The organism is Mycobacterium numidiamassiliense (genome assembly GCF_900157365.1).
Taxonomy (GTDB): domain Bacteria; phylum Actinomycetota; class Actinomycetes; order Mycobacteriales; family Mycobacteriaceae; genus Mycobacterium; species Mycobacterium numidiamassiliense.
Map to the genome: position 1 here is coordinate 1558413 of NZ_FUEZ01000003.1, position 17175 is coordinate 1575587.

The following is a 17175-nucleotide window of genomic DNA, read 5'->3' on the forward strand; positions in this document are numbered from 1 at the left end:
CGGCCCGTCCAATACTGTTCAGCTCACGATCGATAACCGATAGCTATCGACTGGGCAGCACGCTGCTGAGCAGTGGTTGATAATCAACGTGGATCGCTGCATAGCGGCCGGGTCTTGGACATCGGCGGGGCACCCGGACGACAGTGTTAGGCAACAGGCACAGACACGCGAGGAGTCGGGACATGACCGAACTGACCGATGGCTTCCATCTGGTCGTCGACGCCCTGAAGGCCAACGACGTCGAGACGATCTACGGGATCGTCGGCATCCCGATCACCGACCTGGCCCGCGTCGCGCAGGCATCCGGAATCCGGTACATCGGCTTCCGGCAAGAGACTTCCGCCGGCAACGCCGCCGCGGCCGCCGGATTCCTCACCGGCCGCCCCGGCGTGTGCCTGACGACATCGGGGCCCGGATTTCTCAATGGCCTGCCCGCCCTGGCCAACGCCACCACGAACTGCTTTCCGATGATCCAGATTTCCGGCTCGAGCAATCGAGCGCTGGTCGATCTGCAGCGCGGCGATTACCAGGACCTCGATCAGCTCGACGCCGCAAGGCCTTTCGTGAAGGCGGCGTACCGGATCACCCGGGTCGAGGACATCGGCCTGGGCATCGCACGCGCCATCCGCACCGCGGTGTCAGGCCGCCCGGGCGGCGTGTACCTCGACATCCCCGGCGCCGTGCTGGGCCAGGCGATGGAGGCCGCCGCCGGAGCCGACAGCGTGTGGCGGGTCGTCGACCCCGCTCCCCGGCAGTTGCCTGCGCCCGACGCGGTCGAGCGTGCGCTCGACGTGCTCACCGGGGCACAGCGCCCGCTGATCGTGCTCGGCAAGGGCGCCGCCTACGCACAGGCCGACAAGGCGATTCGGGAGTTCGTGGAGACCACCGGCATCCCGTTCCTGCCGATGTCGATGGCCAAGGGGCTGCTACCGGATTCACACCCTCAGTCCGCCGCGGCCGCACGCTCGCTGGCGATCGCCCGTGCCGATGCGGTGTTACTGGTCGGCGCTCGACTGAATTGGCTTCTGGGCCATGGAGACTCGCCGCAATGGTCGGCCGACGCCAAGTTCGTCCAAGTTGATATCGCGGCAAGCGAATTCGACAGCAACCAGCCGATCGCCGCACCGCTGGTCGGCGACATCGGCTCGGTGATGGCGGCGCTGTCGCGAGGCCTGGCGAACCGGCCCATCTCGGTGCCGGCGGAATGGACCGACGAGCTGGCCGAGCGCAAAGCCCGCAATGACGCGAAGATGCGCGAGCGGTTGGCCGAAAATCCGCATCCGATGCGGTTTTACAACGCACTGGGCGCGATTCGTGCTGTGCTGCAGGAGAACCCGGACGCCTACGTCGTCAACGAAGGGGCCAACGCGCTGGACCTGGCCCGCAACGTCATCGACATGGAGCTACCACGGCACCGGTTGGATACCGGCACCTGGGGCGTGATGGGCATCGGGATGGGCTACGCGATTGCCGCCGCGGTCGAGACCGGCAAGCCCGTCGTCGCGATCGAGGGCGACAGCGCATTCGGCTTCTCCGGCATGGAGATCGAGACCATCTGCCGCTACCGGCTGCCGGTCACCGTCGTCATCCTCAACAACGGCGGGGTTTATCGCGGCGACGAAGCGCCGACCGGAAACGAGCCGGCTCCCACCGTGCTCAACGCCCGGGCGCGTCACGAGCTGCTCGCGGAAGCGTTCGGCGGCAAGGGATATCACGTCACCACACCGGCCGAAGTGCAGAAGGCGCTGACCGAGGCCCTGGCCTCGGGCGGCCCGTCGATCGTCGACTGCGAACTCGACCCGGCGGCCGGGGTGGAGAGCGGGCACCTGGCCAGCCTCAACCCGACCAGCGCCGCCACCAAGCAGTCCGCGGTCAGCGCCGATGCGTGATACTCAGTAGCTGGGCGTCGAAGAATTCGTTGAGCCGCAGTTGTTGTGCGGACGCGTTGAGCGCGCGAGCGATCGGCGACCCCGGTCCGGCGGAGTTGGTGGCCAGCGCGACCTCGGATTTGATCACCGGCTCGACCATTTCGACTACGCGGATATCGGCGTTCAGCCGCGATGCCCACAGCCAGGTGTGGGGAACGATGCACGCCCAGTTGCCGGTGGCGGCTTGCGCAAATAGCGATGCGACCGAGTCGGTTTCGACCTGCGGGGCAACGGTGATCGAATAGCCGGCGAAGGCCTCGTCGATCATCCGGCGGTTGCGCATGTCGGGCGTGAGCAACGCCAGCGGCAACTGTGCGGCGTCCGGCCAGCTCATCGTCGATGCACCTGGCGGCAACATCTCGGCGGGCGACAGCAGCACGTAGTGCTCCTGGTAAAGCGGGGTCACCTCTAGGTCGTCGGCGTCGTTGGGCGTGGTGTGCACCATCGCGGCGTCCAGCTCGAACTCGCGCAGGCGGCGATGCAGTTCAGCGGAAGCCAGCCGGGAACGGATCTGCACCTTGGCCAACGGGTGCTCCGAGCAGAACGCCGAGAGCAACAACGACACCGTCGTCGATGCGGCGGGAACGGTGCCCAGCCGAAGCGTCCCGGTGATGCCGGACCGCACGGCGTCCACCTCGGCCTTGAAGGCGTCATGCTCGGCAAGAATCCGCTTGGCCCACACCACCAAACGATCGCCTTCGGGGGTGAGGCCTTCGAAGCTGTGGCCGCGATTGATCAGCGTGACATTGAGCTCGCGTTCGAGCTTGGCAATCGCGGCCGACAACGCGGGTTGCGACACGTAGCACTTCTCGGCCGCCCGGGCGAAGTGTCGCTCCTGGGCGACCGCGACAAAGTACTCCAGCTGTCGGAAGAGCACCCGCACCTCCTCGGTCTGCGCCGCACCGATGTCGCTGAGGCTAACCCTTCGCTATTGCCCCAGCCAATCCAGCGTCTCGGACACCTCCGCGACCGTCACACCGATGGCGCGGCATTCGTTGATCCCCCGCTCGTAGGTGCCCGACACCGCATCGGACACCAGCACCACCCGAAAGTCACGTTCGGAGGCTTCGTAGATCGACGTCCGCGGGCAGTTCGGGAAATTGCAGCCGGCGAAAACCACAGTGCTGCTGGAATTTCCACGCAAGTGTTGCTCAAGTTGGGTGTCGACGACATGCACGATCGGCAGTCCACGTTGCCGGAAAGCTCTGGCCAACTTTGCGATTCCCGGAATCACCGCGTTCGTACCCGCAACCGCCATCACGCCATTGGCGCCAGGGGCATCGAGGAAATCGCGCTGCATGTCGATGAGCAACAACGCCGCCGACTCCGCCAAGGGACGCGTGTAGGGGTCTTCGTGCGCCATGCCCGCTCTCTCACCGAGGCCCGCCCGCGATGAATTCGAACTCAACCGGAGACCGGATCGTTATCGCAAACAGCGGGGTGCCGTGTTTGCTAAAACCCGTAATAGTTAGACAACCAGTAGAATATCGTTGTGTTGATCGCACCATCTCGGAGGGCGGACGCTATGCGTCGAGGGGTTCGTTATCTATTTGTTATGGTCGCGATCACGGCTATGGGCTTGATCGGATCCAGCGTCGCCTCGCCTGCGCCAAGTCACGCCGCCATCCCCTCACCTCAGCCGGCTCCCGGTGTTGCCGCGATTTTGCCCGCCGACGGCGCTGTCGTCGGCGTTGCACACCCGGTTGTCGTGACGTTCACCGCGCCGGTGATCGACCGCGCCGCCGCCGAACGCGGCATCCGGGTCAGCTCGCCCAGCAACACCTCCGGCCACTTCGAATGGCCCGAGAACAATGTCGTGCAGTGGGTGCCCAATCAGTATTGGCCCGCCCACACCCACGTCTCGGTCGGCGTCCAGGAGCTGACCACCGGCTTCGACACCGGTGACCAGTTCCTCGGTGTCGCCAGCATCTCCGGCCACACCTTCACCGCGAGCCGAAACGGCGAAGTGCTGCGGACCATGCCGGCGTCGATGGGCAAACCGAGCCGCCCGACGCCGATCGGCAACTTCACCGCGCTGGAGAAACAGCGCAGCGTGGTGATGGATTCGCGGACCATCGGCATTCCGCTGAGTTCGCCCGAGGGATACAAGATCACCGCGCAGTACGCCGTACGGGTCACCTGGAGCGGCGTGTACGTCCACTCCGCCCCGTGGTCGGTCGACGAACAGGGCCACTCCAACGTCAGCCACGGCTGCGTCAACCTGAGCCCCGACAACGCCGCGTGGTACTTCAACAACGTCAACGTCGGCGACCCCATCCAGGTCGTGGCCTGACAATCGCCGTTGTCCCGGCACTGCCGGGGTTCTGACGTGCATGCCATCGCCGCACGCCGCGGCCCGCGGCGATGGTGTGGCGACGGTCACACACCGCCGGTGGAAGACTCGTACCGGGTGGCGGGTTTCGCCTAGGGAGTCACCCGAACGAGAGGCCGGACATGACTGGTGTTGCGAAACTCAGCGACGACGCTCTTGCCCATCTCAGCCAGACGCCACGCGAGCGCGCTGCTGAACGGATCCGCCGGCTCGACGCCGACGACGAGCAATTCCGCAACGCCAAACCGGACCTGTCCCTGCAAGCCGCGGCGCGCCAGCCCGGTCTGCGGCTTCCGCAGATCCTCGAGACGTTCGTCGAGGGCTACGCAGATCGTCCCGCGCTCGGCTGGCGGGCGCGGCAGCTGACGACCGACCCGGCGACCGGCCGCACCACCGCGCAGTTGCTGCCCCGATTCGACACCATCACCTATCGCGAGCTGTGGGCCAACGTCCGTGCCGTCGCCACCGCGTTGCGCCACGACGAAGCCAACCCGGTGCAGCCCGGTGACTTCGTCGCCACCCTGGGTTTCGCGAGCGCCGAGTACCTGACCATCGATCTGGTCTCCGCCTACCTCGGCCTGGTTGTGGTGCCCCTGCAGCACAACGCCGCGGCCTCCCGCCTGCGGCCGATCATCGCCGAGGTTGAGCCCCGGGTAATCGCCACGGGCGCAGGCTATCTCGACCTTGCCATCGACGCGGCCCTCGAGAGCACGACGTTGCGGCGCCTCGTGATCTTCGATTACCAACCCGAGGTCGACGACCATCGCGAGAGCGTGGAGCGTGCTCGGAGGAAGCTGGCCGACGCCGGCTTGGCGGTGAGCATCGAGACGTTCGACGAGTTGGCGGAGCGCGGGCGCGCTTTGCCGGCCGAGCCGGCCTACACCGCCGAGACTGACCAGCGACTGGCGATGATCCTCTACACCTCGGGCAGCACCGGATTGCCCAAGGGCGCCATGTACACCGAGCGGATGATCTCCGAAATCTGGACAGTGGAACTGCAGCCCGATTTCGCCGACATTCCGGTGTTCAACGTGAATTTCATGCCGTTGAACCACGTCGGCGGCCGGATAGCCCTGTCGTCGTCCTTCCAGGCGGGCGGCACCAGCTACTTCGTGCCGGAAAGCGACCTGTCCACCCTGTTCGACGACTGGAATCTGGTGCGCCCCACCCAGATGGGCATGGTGCCGCGGATCGCCGAGATGCTCTACCAGCGCTACCAGAGCGCCGCCGACCGGCTGGCGTTCGAGGGCGCCAGCCCAGCAGAAGCGGACGCGGAAGCCAGGACCGAACTGCGCGAACACATCCTCGGTGGGCGCATCATCACCAGCTTCTCCAGCACGGCACCCCTGGCGACCGAGATGAAAAACTTCATCGAGGGCTGCCTCGACGTCCACGTATTCGACGGCTATGGCCTGACCGAGCTGCTGATGGTCACCAAAGACGGCTTCATCTCCCGGCCGCCCGTCATCGACTACAAGTTGGTCGACGTTCCCGAGCTGGGATATTTCCTGACAGACAAGCCCTATCCGCGCGGCGAGCTACTTGTGAAGTCCGCGACGGCATTTCGCGGGTATTTCAAACGCCCCGACGTCACCGCCAACGCCTTCGATCCGGAAGGCTACTACCGCACCGGTGACGTGATGGCCGAGCTGGGGCCGGATCACCTGGCTTACGTCGACCGGCGAAACAACGTGCTGAAGCTGGCTCAGGGCGAGTTCGTCGCCGTCGCGCAACTGGAGGCCGTCTTCTCCAGCGCGGCCCTGGTCCGTCAGGTCTTCGTGTACGGCAACAGCGAGCGACCGTACCTGTTGGCCGTCGTCGTCCCGACCGACGAGGCGTTGGCCAGGTTCGCCGGCGACGGTGCCGGTCTCAAAGCGGCGCTGAGCGAATCGCTGCGGCAGACGGCCAAACAAGCCGAGCTGCAGTCCTACGAGATTCCCGCGGACTTCCTGGTCGAGACACAGCCGTTCAGCGAGAGCAACGGCCTGCTGTCGGGTGTGGGTAAACTGTTGCGGCCCAAGCTCAAAGAGCACTATGTCGAACGACTCGAAGAGCTCTACACCGAACTCGCCGCTACCCGCACGGCCGAACTTCGCACGCTGCGAGAGGGCGCGGCGGACCGACCGGTCATCGACACGCTGACCCGCGCCGCGGAGTCGCTACTGGGCTTGGCCGGTGGCCCGCCGCAACCGGACGCACAGTTCCTCGATCTCGGCGGCGACTCGCTGTCCGCGTTGACCTTCTCCAACCTGTTGCACGACCTTTTCGGCGTCGAGGTGCCGGTGGGGCAGATCATCAGCCCGACGTCGAATCTGCGCCAGATCGCTGATTATGTTGAGGGAGAGCGTCATTCCGGGTCCAAGCGACCGACCTTCTCCACCGTGCACGGACGCGGGGCCACCGAGGTCCGCGCCGCCGACCTGACGCTGGACAAGTTCATCGGCGCCGCGACCCTTGCCGCGGCCCCCGCGCTGCCGCGCGCCACCGGTACGCCGCACACGGTCCTGCTGACCGGCGCCAACGGCTACCTGGGACGGTTCCTGGCGCTGGAGTGGCTGCAACGCCTGGCGAAGACCGGCGGCAAGCTCGTCACGATCGTGCGTGGCACCGACCCCGCGGCTGCCGCCCGGCGACTCGAGGACGTTTTCGACAGCGGGGATCCGGAACTGCTCGCACAGTTCCGCAGCTTGGCCGCCGACCACCTCGAGGTCGTCGTCGGCGACATCGGCGAGCCCAATCTTGGCCTGGACCAAGCGGCGTGGGACTCGCTGGCGCAGCGGGTGGACCTCATCGTGCATCCGGCGGCCCTGGTCAACCACGTCCTGCCGTACGACCAGCTGTTCGGCCCCAACGTCGTTGGCACCGCCGAGCTGATCCGGCTGGCGATCACCACCCGCATCAAGCCGGTCACCTACCTGTCGACTGTCTCGGTGGCCGAGTCGGTCGACCCCGCCAAGTTCATCGAAGACGGTGACATCCGCACGGTCAGCCCGGTGCGTCCGGTCGACGACAGCTACGCCAACGGGTACGGCAACAGCAAGTGGGGCGGCGAGGTGCTGCTGCGCGAAGCACACGACCTGTGCGGCCTGCCGGTCGCGGTATTCCGCTCCGACCTGATCCTCGCCCACAGCCGGTACGCGGGCCAGGTGAATGTGCCAGATATGTTCACCCGGTTGATATTCAGCCTGCTGGTCACGGGTGTTGCGCCGTTCTCCTTCTACGAGACCGACGCCCAGGGTCGGCGCGCGCGGGCGCACTACGACGGCTTGCCGGCGGACTTCGTGGCCGAGACGGTCACCACGCTGGGCACGCAAATGGCCACGGCGGCAGAGGGTTCGGCGACCTATCGGTCCTACGACCTGATGAACCCCCACAACGACGGCATCTCCCTGGATGTGTTCGTGGACTGGCTGAACGAGGCTGGGCACACCATCGCGCGCATCGACGACTACGACGAGTGGCTGGGCCGTTTCGAAACCGCCCTTCGCGCGCTACCGGACAAACAGCGTCAGAATTCGGTGCTACCCCTGCTGCACGCCTACCGACGGCCACAGAAGCCGCTGCTCGGTGCGCCCGCTCCGACGGATGTCTTGCGTGCGGCGGTGCAGGCAGCGAAAATCGGTGCGGACAAAGACATTCCACACCTGTCGGCACCCTTGATCGATAAGTACTTCTCGGATCTGCGGCTGCTGGGTCTGGTCTGATCGGCGGGCTGGCTAGTGCAACCCGTTCTTGATCGCGATGTCCTGCTTGCGGCCGACCTCAGCAGCGATGCCGGGATCGATCGGGTCGGTGGGAGCGCTGTCGAATTCCAGGTCGACCAGCGCCTTGCCCTCGGTGAACAGCAACACCGTCACCGCTTGGGAATTGTCCGGCGACGTGCCGGAAATCATTGTCCCGTCGGCGGAGACGTCGATCGGCTGCCAAGTACCGTTGACCTTGCCCGCGAAATTCGTCTTGGTGTTGTCCAGGCCGGTGGCCGCGGTCGCGGGGTCGGCCTCGATCTGGATGCTGTCGCCGATCCGCCGGCTCTTGTCGGCGTTGACGAACAATTGCGCGACGCCGACCGCGTTGTTGGGGTTCAGCACGGGTTGCTGTGGTGCCGTGAAGTCTCCGCCGATGTCACTCGCCTTGATCAGCAACCCGCTGTAGTCGGTGGGCTGCCCCGATGACGGGTTCGTCACCGCGGCCGACACGGCACTCGACGAGGTCCCCGCGGGCGACGCGGTCTTGCTCTTGTGACCACAACCGACAACAGTCGCGGCGCCGACCACAATGGCGACGACCGCGCAGCCGGCAACCGATATCCGGGCGATATGCATGGGCATTCCTTACACGCGGCGGGACAAGACCAGCGCATACGAACATACGCGTTCGGACGTGCCGGGATTCTCTGGCCGCGCTAGCTGCGCTGGTGTGCGGCGTGAACAACGAGGTGTGATGCACAGGGAAAGGAGATCGAGATGACGGCACGCGCGGTGCGGTTCGACCGATACGGAGACCGGGATGTCTTGTATGTGGCAGACATCGACATGCCCGCTCCCGGCCCGGGCGAGGTGGTGGTCGAGGTTCGGGCCGCCGGGATCAACCCGGGGGAAGCGGCCATCCGCTCGGGGGCCTTGCACGACATGTTTCCCGCCACGTTCCCGTCCGGCGAAGGCAGCGACCTGGCCGGCGTCGTCACGGCGGTGGGGCCCGGGGTCGGCGAATTCGCGGTCGGTGACGAGGTGTTGGGGTTCAGTTTCCAGCGCTCCAGCCATGCCACCCACGCCGTGGTCCCGGTCAACCAACTGATCCGCAAACCTCCCCAATTGAGTTGGGAGGTGGCGGGTTCGCTGTACGTGGTGGGTGTGACCGCGTACGCCGCGGTGCGCGCGGTCGACCCGCAGCCGGGCGAGACGGTCGCGGTGTCGGCGGCGGCGGGCGGGGTCGGCGGCATTGTCGTGCAACTACTCGTGCTGCGCAAAGCCCGCGTGCTGGGCATCGCTGGACCGGGTAACGCCGAGTGGCTACACGCCCATGGCGTGACCCCGGTCGCCTACGGGGACGGACTGGCCGACCGGTTGCGCGAGGCGGCGCCGGACGGAATCGACGCGTTCATCGACCTGTTCGGTCCCGACTATGTGCAGCTGGCCGTGGATCTCGGTGTCTTACCGGAGCGGATCGACACCATCATCGCGTTCCAGAAGGCGGTGGAAGTCGGCGCCAAGACCGAAGGCAGCAGCGAAGCGTCCACACCGGAAGTGCTCACCGAAATCGCCGACCTGATCGCTACTGGCGCGATCGAATTCGACGTCGCGGCAACCTATCCCCTGGATCGGGTCGCCGACGCCTACGCCGAACTCGAGAAGCGGCATACCCACGGCAAAATCGTTCTGCTGCCGGGTGATTCACATTAGGCCCGCGGGCCCCGCAATGACGACATCGTCTGCCGCACGGTGGTTACCCATGGGACCCAGCTCGGCGCGGTCGTTGCCGAGCAGAACCATGAAGACCGTCGCCGACGGCAGCAGGACACCAGCCAGCGCCTGCACGCCCTAGGTCGCCAGGCCCAGGATGTGGTCCGAGCTGAAAGCCACCCCGCCGACACCGCGAGCAGGACGGCGTATCCGCCGTAGAAGAGCGAGGCTATCTTGGCGGCCTATCCTCGACCGTATGGCGACAACTTTGCAGGACACTCGGGTCTCGACCGTGCTCGACCATATGTACACCGAATCGAAAAACCAGATGTCGCGGCTGCGGGAGCGGGTCAGCGATTTCAACCGGCCGATGACCACGGCCGAACGCACCGAGGCGATGAGCGAGTTCTACATCCCGGTGACCCCGGAAGCCGGCCGGCTGCTGTATTCGTTGGTGCGGGCGACCCGCCCGACCACCGTCGTCGAATTCGGCATGTCCTTCGGCATTTCCGCCCTTCATCTCGCCGCGGCGGTACGCGACAACGGCAGCGGCCGCGTGGTGACCACGGAGCTCAGTGACACCAAGATCGCCGCCGCGAAAAAGACCTTCGCCGAAACGGGACTGGACGACGTCATCACGATTCTGGAGGGCGACGCGCTGACCACGCTGCAAAGCCTGGACGCGCCCGCCGATTTCGTCCTGCTGGACGGCTGGAAGGACCTGTACCTACCGGTGATCAAGCTGCTGGAACCGCAGCTGCCCACGGGTGCGCTGGTCATCGCCGACAATGCCAGCTCGTCGGACATGAAGCCCTACCTCGACTATGTGCGCGATCCGGCCAACGGCTACACCAGTTTCAACTTCCTGGTACGGGAGGGCGACAGCATGGAAATCAGCTGCCGCACCGACGATTAACGCCTAGCGCAACGATTCCTCGAGCCACGGCGTCAGCCACTGCACTCCCTCGGGGGTGAGGTGCACGCCGTCGCTGCGCACCTTGATGCCGTCGACCTTGGTGGTGTAAACACCGTCCGGGCATAGCTTTTTGTTCAGGTCGAGGATTTGCACGCCTCTGTGCTGGGCAACCGTGTTGCGCAGCATGGTGTTCCACTGGTTGACCCGGTCCGGCTGATCCTCCGGATACAGACGGCCGTCCGGCTTTTCACCACCCCGGCTGTACGGCACGGTGGCCACCACCACGTGAACACCGGTGGAGCTTACGATGTTCAGGGCTCGCTGCAACTCCGCGTTGAGGTAGGCGTCGAAGGTCGGATCACCGATGTGGGTCCACTGTCCCTCGTTGACCCGATCCACCGTCTCCCAGCGGCCGATGATCAGCAGCGCGACGTCGGGCTGGTCCTGGCCGACTTGCGCCGACCATCTGATCGGCCAGCCATCGCATTCCGGTCGCTGGTCCAGGGTTTGGCCGAGGTACCGGTACGGAGTCCCCCGCACCAGGCTGCAGCCGATCACCGTGTGGTCGAGGAACGCGAACCCCGGCGTCGGCGGCAGGTAGTGCATCCAGGTCCAGCCGATCGAATCACCGAACACCGAAACGGTGAACGGCCGGTTGGGGTTTCGGGGCCCGACCGGGCGACTCCCGCCGGGCTGCGCCGGCGAGACCGCCGCGACGGCCGAGACGCCGGGCGGCAGGCCGGGCTCGCGCAGCCCACCGGGGCCCACCGGAATCAGCAGCAACGTCACCGCGGCGGCGGTGGCCACGGTGGCGGCGGCGATCGGCAGTAACGCCAGCCGCGACGGTCGCCAGCGCCGAATGGGTTGTTCGATCAGCCAATACGACGCCACCGAGATCGCCAGGGTTGCCCCACAGCGGGCCGCGAACAGCGGCAGCCCGGACCATCCGGTGAGTTCACCGTTGAGCGCCAAGAAGATTGGCCAGTGCCACAGGTAGACGCCATAGGAGATGGCGCCCAGCCACACCAACGGGGGCATGGCCAGGACACGGGCGACCAGCCCGCGCTGTTCCAATGCCACGGGAGCGACCACGAGGACGGCCGCGATCGCGACCCCGATCAGCAGGCCGTGGCGGAAATCACCCGCACTGCCCGTCGCGTAGTACGTCGCCGCGGCCAGTCCCCCGAGTCCGAGCACGGGTAGCGCGCGGGCGACCCGTCGCCCCCACCGAGACCGGATCAGGCACCAGCCGCGGTTCAGCGACTGCCAATCCCGAACCAGCAGAGCCGCTGCCGCGGAGCCGACCAGCAATGCCTGCGCGCGGGTATCGGTGCCGAAGTAGATGCGGTCGCGCGTGGCGTCGGAGACGAAGACGATGGCGGCCGTCGCCGAAGCCAGCGCCCCCACCGTGGCAATCAGGAATACGGCGAACCGGACCCCGCCCACGGTGGCCCGCATGAAGTAGCGCTTGGCGCGCCAGGCCGACAACAGGGTCACCGCGATCAGCAGCACCGGCCAGACGAAGTAGTACTGCTCCTCGACGCCGAGCGACCAGGCGTGCTGCAGCGGCGACGGCGGAGCGCCCTGCGTGAAGTAGTCGGTCTTCTGGGCGACGAATCGCCAATTCGCCACCCAGAAAAATGCGGCGATGGCGTCATCGCGCAATCCATTCAGCGCCCGTGCGGGAAGGAGTTCGCGGGCGGCGCCCACCGCGAGAACCATCAGCACCAGGGCAGGCAGCAGCCGGCGCGCACGGCGAATCCAGAACCCGGTCAGGTCAATACGGCCGGTGCGACCAAGCTCGTCCAGCAGCAGCGAAGTGATCAGAAATCCGCTGAGGACGAAGAACACATCGACGCCGAGGAACCCACCGCCCATGCCGGAGATGCCCCCGTGCTGGCCGAGCACCAGCGCGACTGCTAGCGCACGAAGTCCGTCCAGTGCCGGGATACCGCCGCGGCGCTCGGGTTGGTCCCAAATCGCGAGGCGGCCGACGCGGCGAACCGGGGCGACCCAGCGGCGGTGCCGAGCAGAAGATGCCGGTGCGGGATCCGCCCCGCCCGGCTCAGTGGTCGCTGTTCGCGCGCCCTGACCAAGTTTTCGCCCGGCGCCATAGTTGCTGCCGATACGTCGCTGCCCCTCCTCGTGATTTCAGCAAGCCTAGAGGCGGGCATGCGGGATTCAGTGGAGGACACGCAACGGTTCTTCGCTGTGGCGCGTTCGGTTTTCGGGCTAAAGCTCTTAGGCCTTGTCGGGCGCGTAGCCCAGGGTGCTCTTCACTTCCAGGTACTCGTGGAAGCCAAACTCGCTCCATTCGCGACCATTGCCACTGCGCTTGTAGCCGCCGAATGGGGCGTTCATGTCGAAGGCGTGATTGATCGTCACCCATCCCGCGCGGATCTTGCGGGCAACCTCGCGGGCCTTGTCGAGGTCGGCCCCCGAAACAAAGCCGGCGAGGCCGTATTCGGTGTCGTTGGCGATCTCGACGGCCTGGTCCAGGTCGTCATAGCCGAGGATGCACAGCACCGGCCCGAAGATCTCCTCGCGCGCGATCGTCATGTCGTTGGTGACATGCGCGAACACGGTCGGCTTGACGTAGTAGCCCTGGTCCAGCCCATCCGGGCGGCCCGGGCCTCCCACAACCACGGTCGCGCCCTCGTCGATGCCCTTTTGGATCAACCGCTGGACCTTGTCGAATTGCGTCTTCGACGCCACCGGCCCGATCGTCGTCCCTGCGCCGGGGTGTCCCACCGTGACCTGCTCGGCCGCCTCACGCGCGATGGTAATCGCCTCGTTCATCCGGGAATTCGGCACCAGCATGCGCGTCGGCGCGTTACAGCTCTGCCCCGAGTTCGGCATCATGTTAGCCACGCCGGCGCTGACACCCTCGGCAAAGCCGCTGTCGTCGAGCACGATGTTGGGGCTCTTGCCGCCGAGCTCTTGAGTCACTCGCTTCACGGTCGGGGCGGCAAGCTTGGCCACCTCGACACCCGCGCGGGTGGATCCGGTGAACGAGACCATGTCGATGTCGGGATGGCTTGCCAGGGCCACGCCGACGCCAGCCCCGTCCCCGTTGATCAGATTGAAGACCCCGGCCGGCACGCCCGCGGCATCCAGAATCTCGGCGAAAATGTACGGCGAATAAGGCGCCACCTCAGACGGTTTGAGAATGACGGTGCAGCCGGTCGCCAGCGCCGGGTAGACCTTGACCGCGACCTGGTTGATCGGCCAGTTCCACGGCGTGATCAGACCGCAGACGCCGATCGGTTCCTTGGCGATCAGCGTCGCCCCTTTATGTTCTTCGAACGCGAAGTTCTTTAACGCGTCGATGGCCGTGGTCAGGTGGCCGATCCCGAGGAAGACTTGCGGCCCCGCGGCCAGCGACGGCGGCGCGCCGATTTCCTCGGTGACCGCATCGGCTAGTTCGTCGGCACGCTTCTGGTATTCGGCGAGGATGGCCTGCAACAGGTCCAAGCGCTGCTCGCGGGTGCTCTGCGACCAGCTGCCAAAGGCTCGTCGAGCGGCTTTGACCGCCACGTCGACGTCGTCCGCCGACCCCAGCGAGATCTTGCCGGAAACTTGCTCGGTCGCCGGGTTTTCGACCTCAAAAACATTGGGCCGCAACGGCTCAACCCATTTGCCGTCGATGTAAAAGTTCAGGTATTCGCGCATTGGATCATCCTTTTCTTACTGGGTGCCTTCGGCGTACCAGGTCCGGAATCGGTCGTACTTGGGCATCTCCTCGGAGTTGGCCTTCGGGTCGATGCACACATGCACTACACCGACTTTGCCGCTGGCATAGGCGCGGGCGATCGCCGGGCCGATTTCCTCTTCCTTCTCGACGTACTCACCGTGGCAGCCGAAGCCCTCGGCAACCTTGTCCATCCGGACGTCCTTGCTCCAGTGCACGCCGGGCTGCGGCGACGGCTGGGGGAATGTGCGCTTGTACACGCCCACTTCCAAGCCCCACTGGTGGTCGACGCCCACAACGCACACCAGCGGCAGGTTCTGCCGGGCCGCTGTCTCGAGTTCGGCAATGTGGAACAGGAAGGCGGAATCACTGGTCAGCAACATGACCGGACGTTTGCCGCCCTCGGCGACCGAGGCGCCGACGGCGTACGGCAGGCCCGTGCCCAGGTGACCGAAGTTCTGGTTCCAGATCACGTCACGCGGCTTGGTCTGCGAGTAGGTCCACTGGAAGATCACGGTCGCGCCGCCGTCACGCACCATGATGCCGTCCTCGAGTTCGTTGAACGCCTTGGTGGCCTCGACGACGTAGCGCGCGGGGTGGATCGGCGAGCGTCCGGACGGTGCCGATTCCGCCACGTCCGCAAGCTCTTTCGCGTCCTTTTTGATCAGAGCCTCCAGCACGGGTGCGGGTTTGCGCGGAGATTCCTTGAGTGCGGAGACCAGCTGCGGCACGACGCCGCGCAGATCGCCGACCAGCGCCACGTCGACCGGGCGGTTGACGCCGATGGCGGTCGGGTCCTGCTCCACGTACACCCATTTGCGGTTCGCATCGTTGCCGGCCCAATGCTGGGTCCGGCCGTAGTGCATCGGCTCACCGAGTTCGGTACCCAGTGCGACGCACAGGTCGGATTCCTCGACGGCCTCGTTGGCCGCCGGGGAGAACAAGTAGGGGAACGTCCGCTCCTGCAGCCCCGGAATGAACGAGGTGCCGCCGGAGGTCTGAATCACCGGGCAGGCCATCAGGTCGGCCAGCTCCTTGACCTGCTGTTGGGTACGGGAGGTGTGCACGCCGTGTCCGACCAGCAGTATCGGACTCTTCGCGTCGCGGATCAGCTTCGCCGCCTCGGCTACCTCACGCGCACCCGCACCCTGATTCACCAGGCGATACCTGCTGGGCGGCAACGGGTCCGGTACGTCGAGCTCCTCGAGGATGACGTGCGACGGGTACTCGATGTAGGCGGGACCGGGCCTGCCGGACATGGCCTGGCGTATCGCCTCGTGGATGATCTCATCGGTCTGATCGGCGTACTCGATGGAGGCGCTGTACTTCACGGACGCCGCGAAAAGCGGCTCCTGCCGGACGAATTGGATGCGGCCGCGCCGAACGCGACGCTCGGTGACGCGGGCTCGCTGACCGCCGAGGAAGATCACCGGCGAGTTCTCCACCAGCGCGCATTGGATCGCTCCGGCGATGTTGGCCATGCCCGGGCCGAGCGTGCCGATGCACAGGCCCGGCTTGCCCGTCATACGCGACGCCGCCTCAGCCATGAATCCCGCGCTCAGTTCGTGATGCGGTGCGACCACCGACCAGCCGCGGGCGTCGGCCTCGGCGAACATGTGCACAAAGTTTGGGTCCGGGATGCCGAACAGTGTGTTCACCCCCTCGGCCTCGAACAGGTCGAGAATGCGCTTGTAAACGGGCACGGCCATAGTCTTCGAACTCCTTAGTGATGGATAACTGTGGGCGGCGACGCCGCAATGTCGTTGGCGTGTTTCATGATTCGACCCGCATGCCCAGCTCGCCGAGTATCTCCGCGGTGTGGGCGCCGAGCTCGGGCGCCGGCCCCGCGACGCGGCCCGGCGTCTGCGAGAACCAGGTGGGCACGCCGGGGAAGCGCACCGGCCCTTGCGGGGTGTCCACCGTCTCGAACAGGCCGACGGCGTTCAGATGCGGGTCGTCGAAGAGCGCGCCCGGCGTGTTCAGCGGCGCGGCCGGGATCTCGAGTTCGCGCAGCAGCGCCAACCACTCCGCGGTGGAGCGCTCTTTCATCGTCTCGGCCACCAGCCCGTAGACGGTGTCGATCTCACGGGCGCGCTGTTCCAGTGTCGAATACAGCTCGCTGGCCCACGGCGGCTGCACGGCTTTCATGAAGGCGTGCCAATGCTTGTCGTTGTAGATCAACGCGGCGATGTGGCCGTCGCTGGTGCGGTACGGGCGGCGGTTGGGCGCCACGGTGCGCGGATACACCGCGGGCCCCAGGGGAGGGTCGAACATGGCGCCGTTGGCATGTTCGACGAGCATGAACGAGGCCATGGTTTCGAACATGGCGACCTCGACTTCTTGTCCCTGCCCGGTGCGCTCGCGGTGAAACAGCGCCATGGTCGTCGCGTACAGCGCCGTGAGCCCGGCAATCTTGTCGGCCATGATGGTGCCGACGTAATCGGCCTCGCCGGTCAATTGCTGTTGCACCGCCGGCAGACCACATTCGGCCTGGATCGTGTCGTCGTAGGCGGGGCGGTCGCGATCGGGCCCGCGTCGCCCGTACCCGTAGCAATTGGTGTAGACGATCGCGGGATTGATCGCGGCGACGTCGTCGTAGTCGAAGCCCAGCTTGGCGATTGCCTTGGCGCGCATCGAGTGGATGAACACGTCGGCGGTCTCGACGAGGGCGCGCAACGCACGCGTCCCGGCCTCGGTTTGTAGATCCAGCACGATGCTGCGCTTGCCCCGGTTGACGTTGACGAAGACCCCGCTCATGCCCGGCACCGGACCCACCGAGATGAATCGGGTGTTGTCCCCTTGGGGCGGTTCGACTTTGATCACGTCGGCGCCCATGTCGGCCATGATCTGCGTGCAGTACGGTCCCATCACCATGGCGGTGAGGTCGACGACGCGCACACCGGCCATCG

Annotated in this window: 12 protein-coding genes and 1 pseudogene; 5 read left to right on the top strand and 8 right to left on the bottom strand. The window is 66.1% G+C overall.

Annotation, left to right across the window (positions count from 1 at the left end):
• Nucleotides 1-143 precede the first annotated feature (143 nt).
• Nucleotides 144-1889 (top strand): oxalyl-CoA decarboxylase, encoded by a 1746-nt coding sequence (oxc, locus tag MNAB215_RS07295; protein ID WP_281253288.1) that lies wholly within the window; start codon nt 144-146, stop codon nt 1887-1889.
• On the opposite strand, the gene MNAB215_RS07300 is transcribed toward oxc, so the two are convergent.
• Both MNAB215_RS07300 and MNAB215_RS07305 read right to left on the bottom strand, forming a co-directional pair.
• Nucleotides 1873-2805, bottom strand: coding sequence for a LysR family transcriptional regulator (locus MNAB215_RS07300; protein ID WP_077078491.1), 933 nt, complete (start codon nt 2803-2805; stop codon nt 1873-1875). The genes oxc and MNAB215_RS07300 overlap by 17 nt on opposite strands.
• 51 nt (nt 2806-2856) lie before the next feature.
• Nucleotides 2857-3291, bottom strand: coding sequence for a cysteine hydrolase family protein (locus tag MNAB215_RS07305; protein WP_077078105.1), 435 nt, complete (start codon nt 3289-3291; stop codon nt 2857-2859).
• A gap of 162 nt (nt 3292-3453) precedes the next feature.
• Here MNAB215_RS07305 and MNAB215_RS07310 point away from each other — a divergent pair, with 162 nt between their 5' ends.
• The gene (locus MNAB215_RS07310; protein ID WP_077078106.1) at nt 3454-4221 is read left to right on the top strand and encodes a L,D-transpeptidase; all 768 of its coding nucleotides are present in this window, start codon (nt 3454-3456) and stop codon (nt 4219-4221) included.
• Between the two features lie 161 nt (nt 4222-4382).
• Entirely contained in the window at nt 4383-7964 is a 3582-nt protein-coding gene (car, locus tag MNAB215_RS07315) for a carboxylic acid reductase (RefSeq protein WP_077078107.1), read from the top strand.
• Between the two features lie 12 nt (nt 7965-7976).
• Here car and MNAB215_RS07320 read toward each other — a convergent pair whose 3' ends face one another.
• Nucleotides 7977-8582, bottom strand: coding sequence for a hypothetical protein (locus tag MNAB215_RS07320; RefSeq protein ID WP_077078492.1), 606 nt, complete (start codon nt 8580-8582; stop codon nt 7977-7979).
• Nucleotides 8583-8723: 141 nt separating this feature from the next.
• Here MNAB215_RS07320 and MNAB215_RS07325 point away from each other — a divergent pair, with 141 nt between their 5' ends.
• Nucleotides 8724-9659, top strand: a complete 936-nt coding sequence (locus MNAB215_RS07325) for an NADP-dependent oxidoreductase (RefSeq protein WP_077078108.1) — start codon at nt 8724-8726, stop codon at nt 9657-9659.
• Nucleotides 9660-9676: 17 nt separating this feature from the next.
• On the opposite strand, the pseudogene MNAB215_RS07330 reads toward MNAB215_RS07325, so the two are convergent.
• Nucleotides 9677-9889, bottom strand: a pseudogene (locus MNAB215_RS07330) (manganese transporter); the annotation flags it as partial.
• Nucleotides 9890-9915: 26 nt separating this feature from the next.
• Between MNAB215_RS07330 and MNAB215_RS07335 the strand changes: the two are divergent.
• Nucleotides 9916-10575, top strand: coding sequence for a class I SAM-dependent methyltransferase (locus MNAB215_RS07335; RefSeq protein ID WP_077078109.1), 660 nt, complete (start codon nt 9916-9918; stop codon nt 10573-10575).
• Between the two features lie 3 nt (nt 10576-10578).
• On the opposite strand, the gene MNAB215_RS07340 is transcribed toward MNAB215_RS07335, so the two are convergent.
• The 4 genes from MNAB215_RS07340 to MNAB215_RS07355 form a co-directional block, all read right to left on the bottom strand.
• Nucleotides 10579-12555, bottom strand: coding sequence for an SGNH/GDSL hydrolase family protein (locus tag MNAB215_RS07340; protein ID WP_077078110.1), 1977 nt, complete (start codon nt 12553-12555; stop codon nt 10579-10581).
• A gap of 261 nt (nt 12556-12816) precedes the next feature.
• The gene (locus MNAB215_RS07345) at nt 12817-14247 is read right to left on the bottom strand and encodes an aldehyde dehydrogenase family protein (protein ID WP_077078112.1); all 1431 of its coding nucleotides are present in this window, start codon (nt 14245-14247) and stop codon (nt 12817-12819) included.
• Between the two features lie 15 nt (nt 14248-14262).
• Nucleotides 14263-15975: a thiamine pyrophosphate-binding protein gene (locus MNAB215_RS07350; protein ID WP_077078113.1), complete on the bottom strand. Its 1713-nt coding sequence runs from the start codon at nt 15973-15975 to the stop codon at nt 14263-14265.
• A gap of 64 nt (nt 15976-16039) precedes the next feature.
• On the bottom strand, nt 16040-17173 hold the full coding sequence (locus tag MNAB215_RS07355; RefSeq protein ID WP_077078114.1) for a CaiB/BaiF CoA transferase family protein: 1134 nt from the start codon (nt 17171-17173) through the stop codon (nt 16040-16042).
• Nucleotides 17174-17175 lie beyond the last annotated feature (2 nt).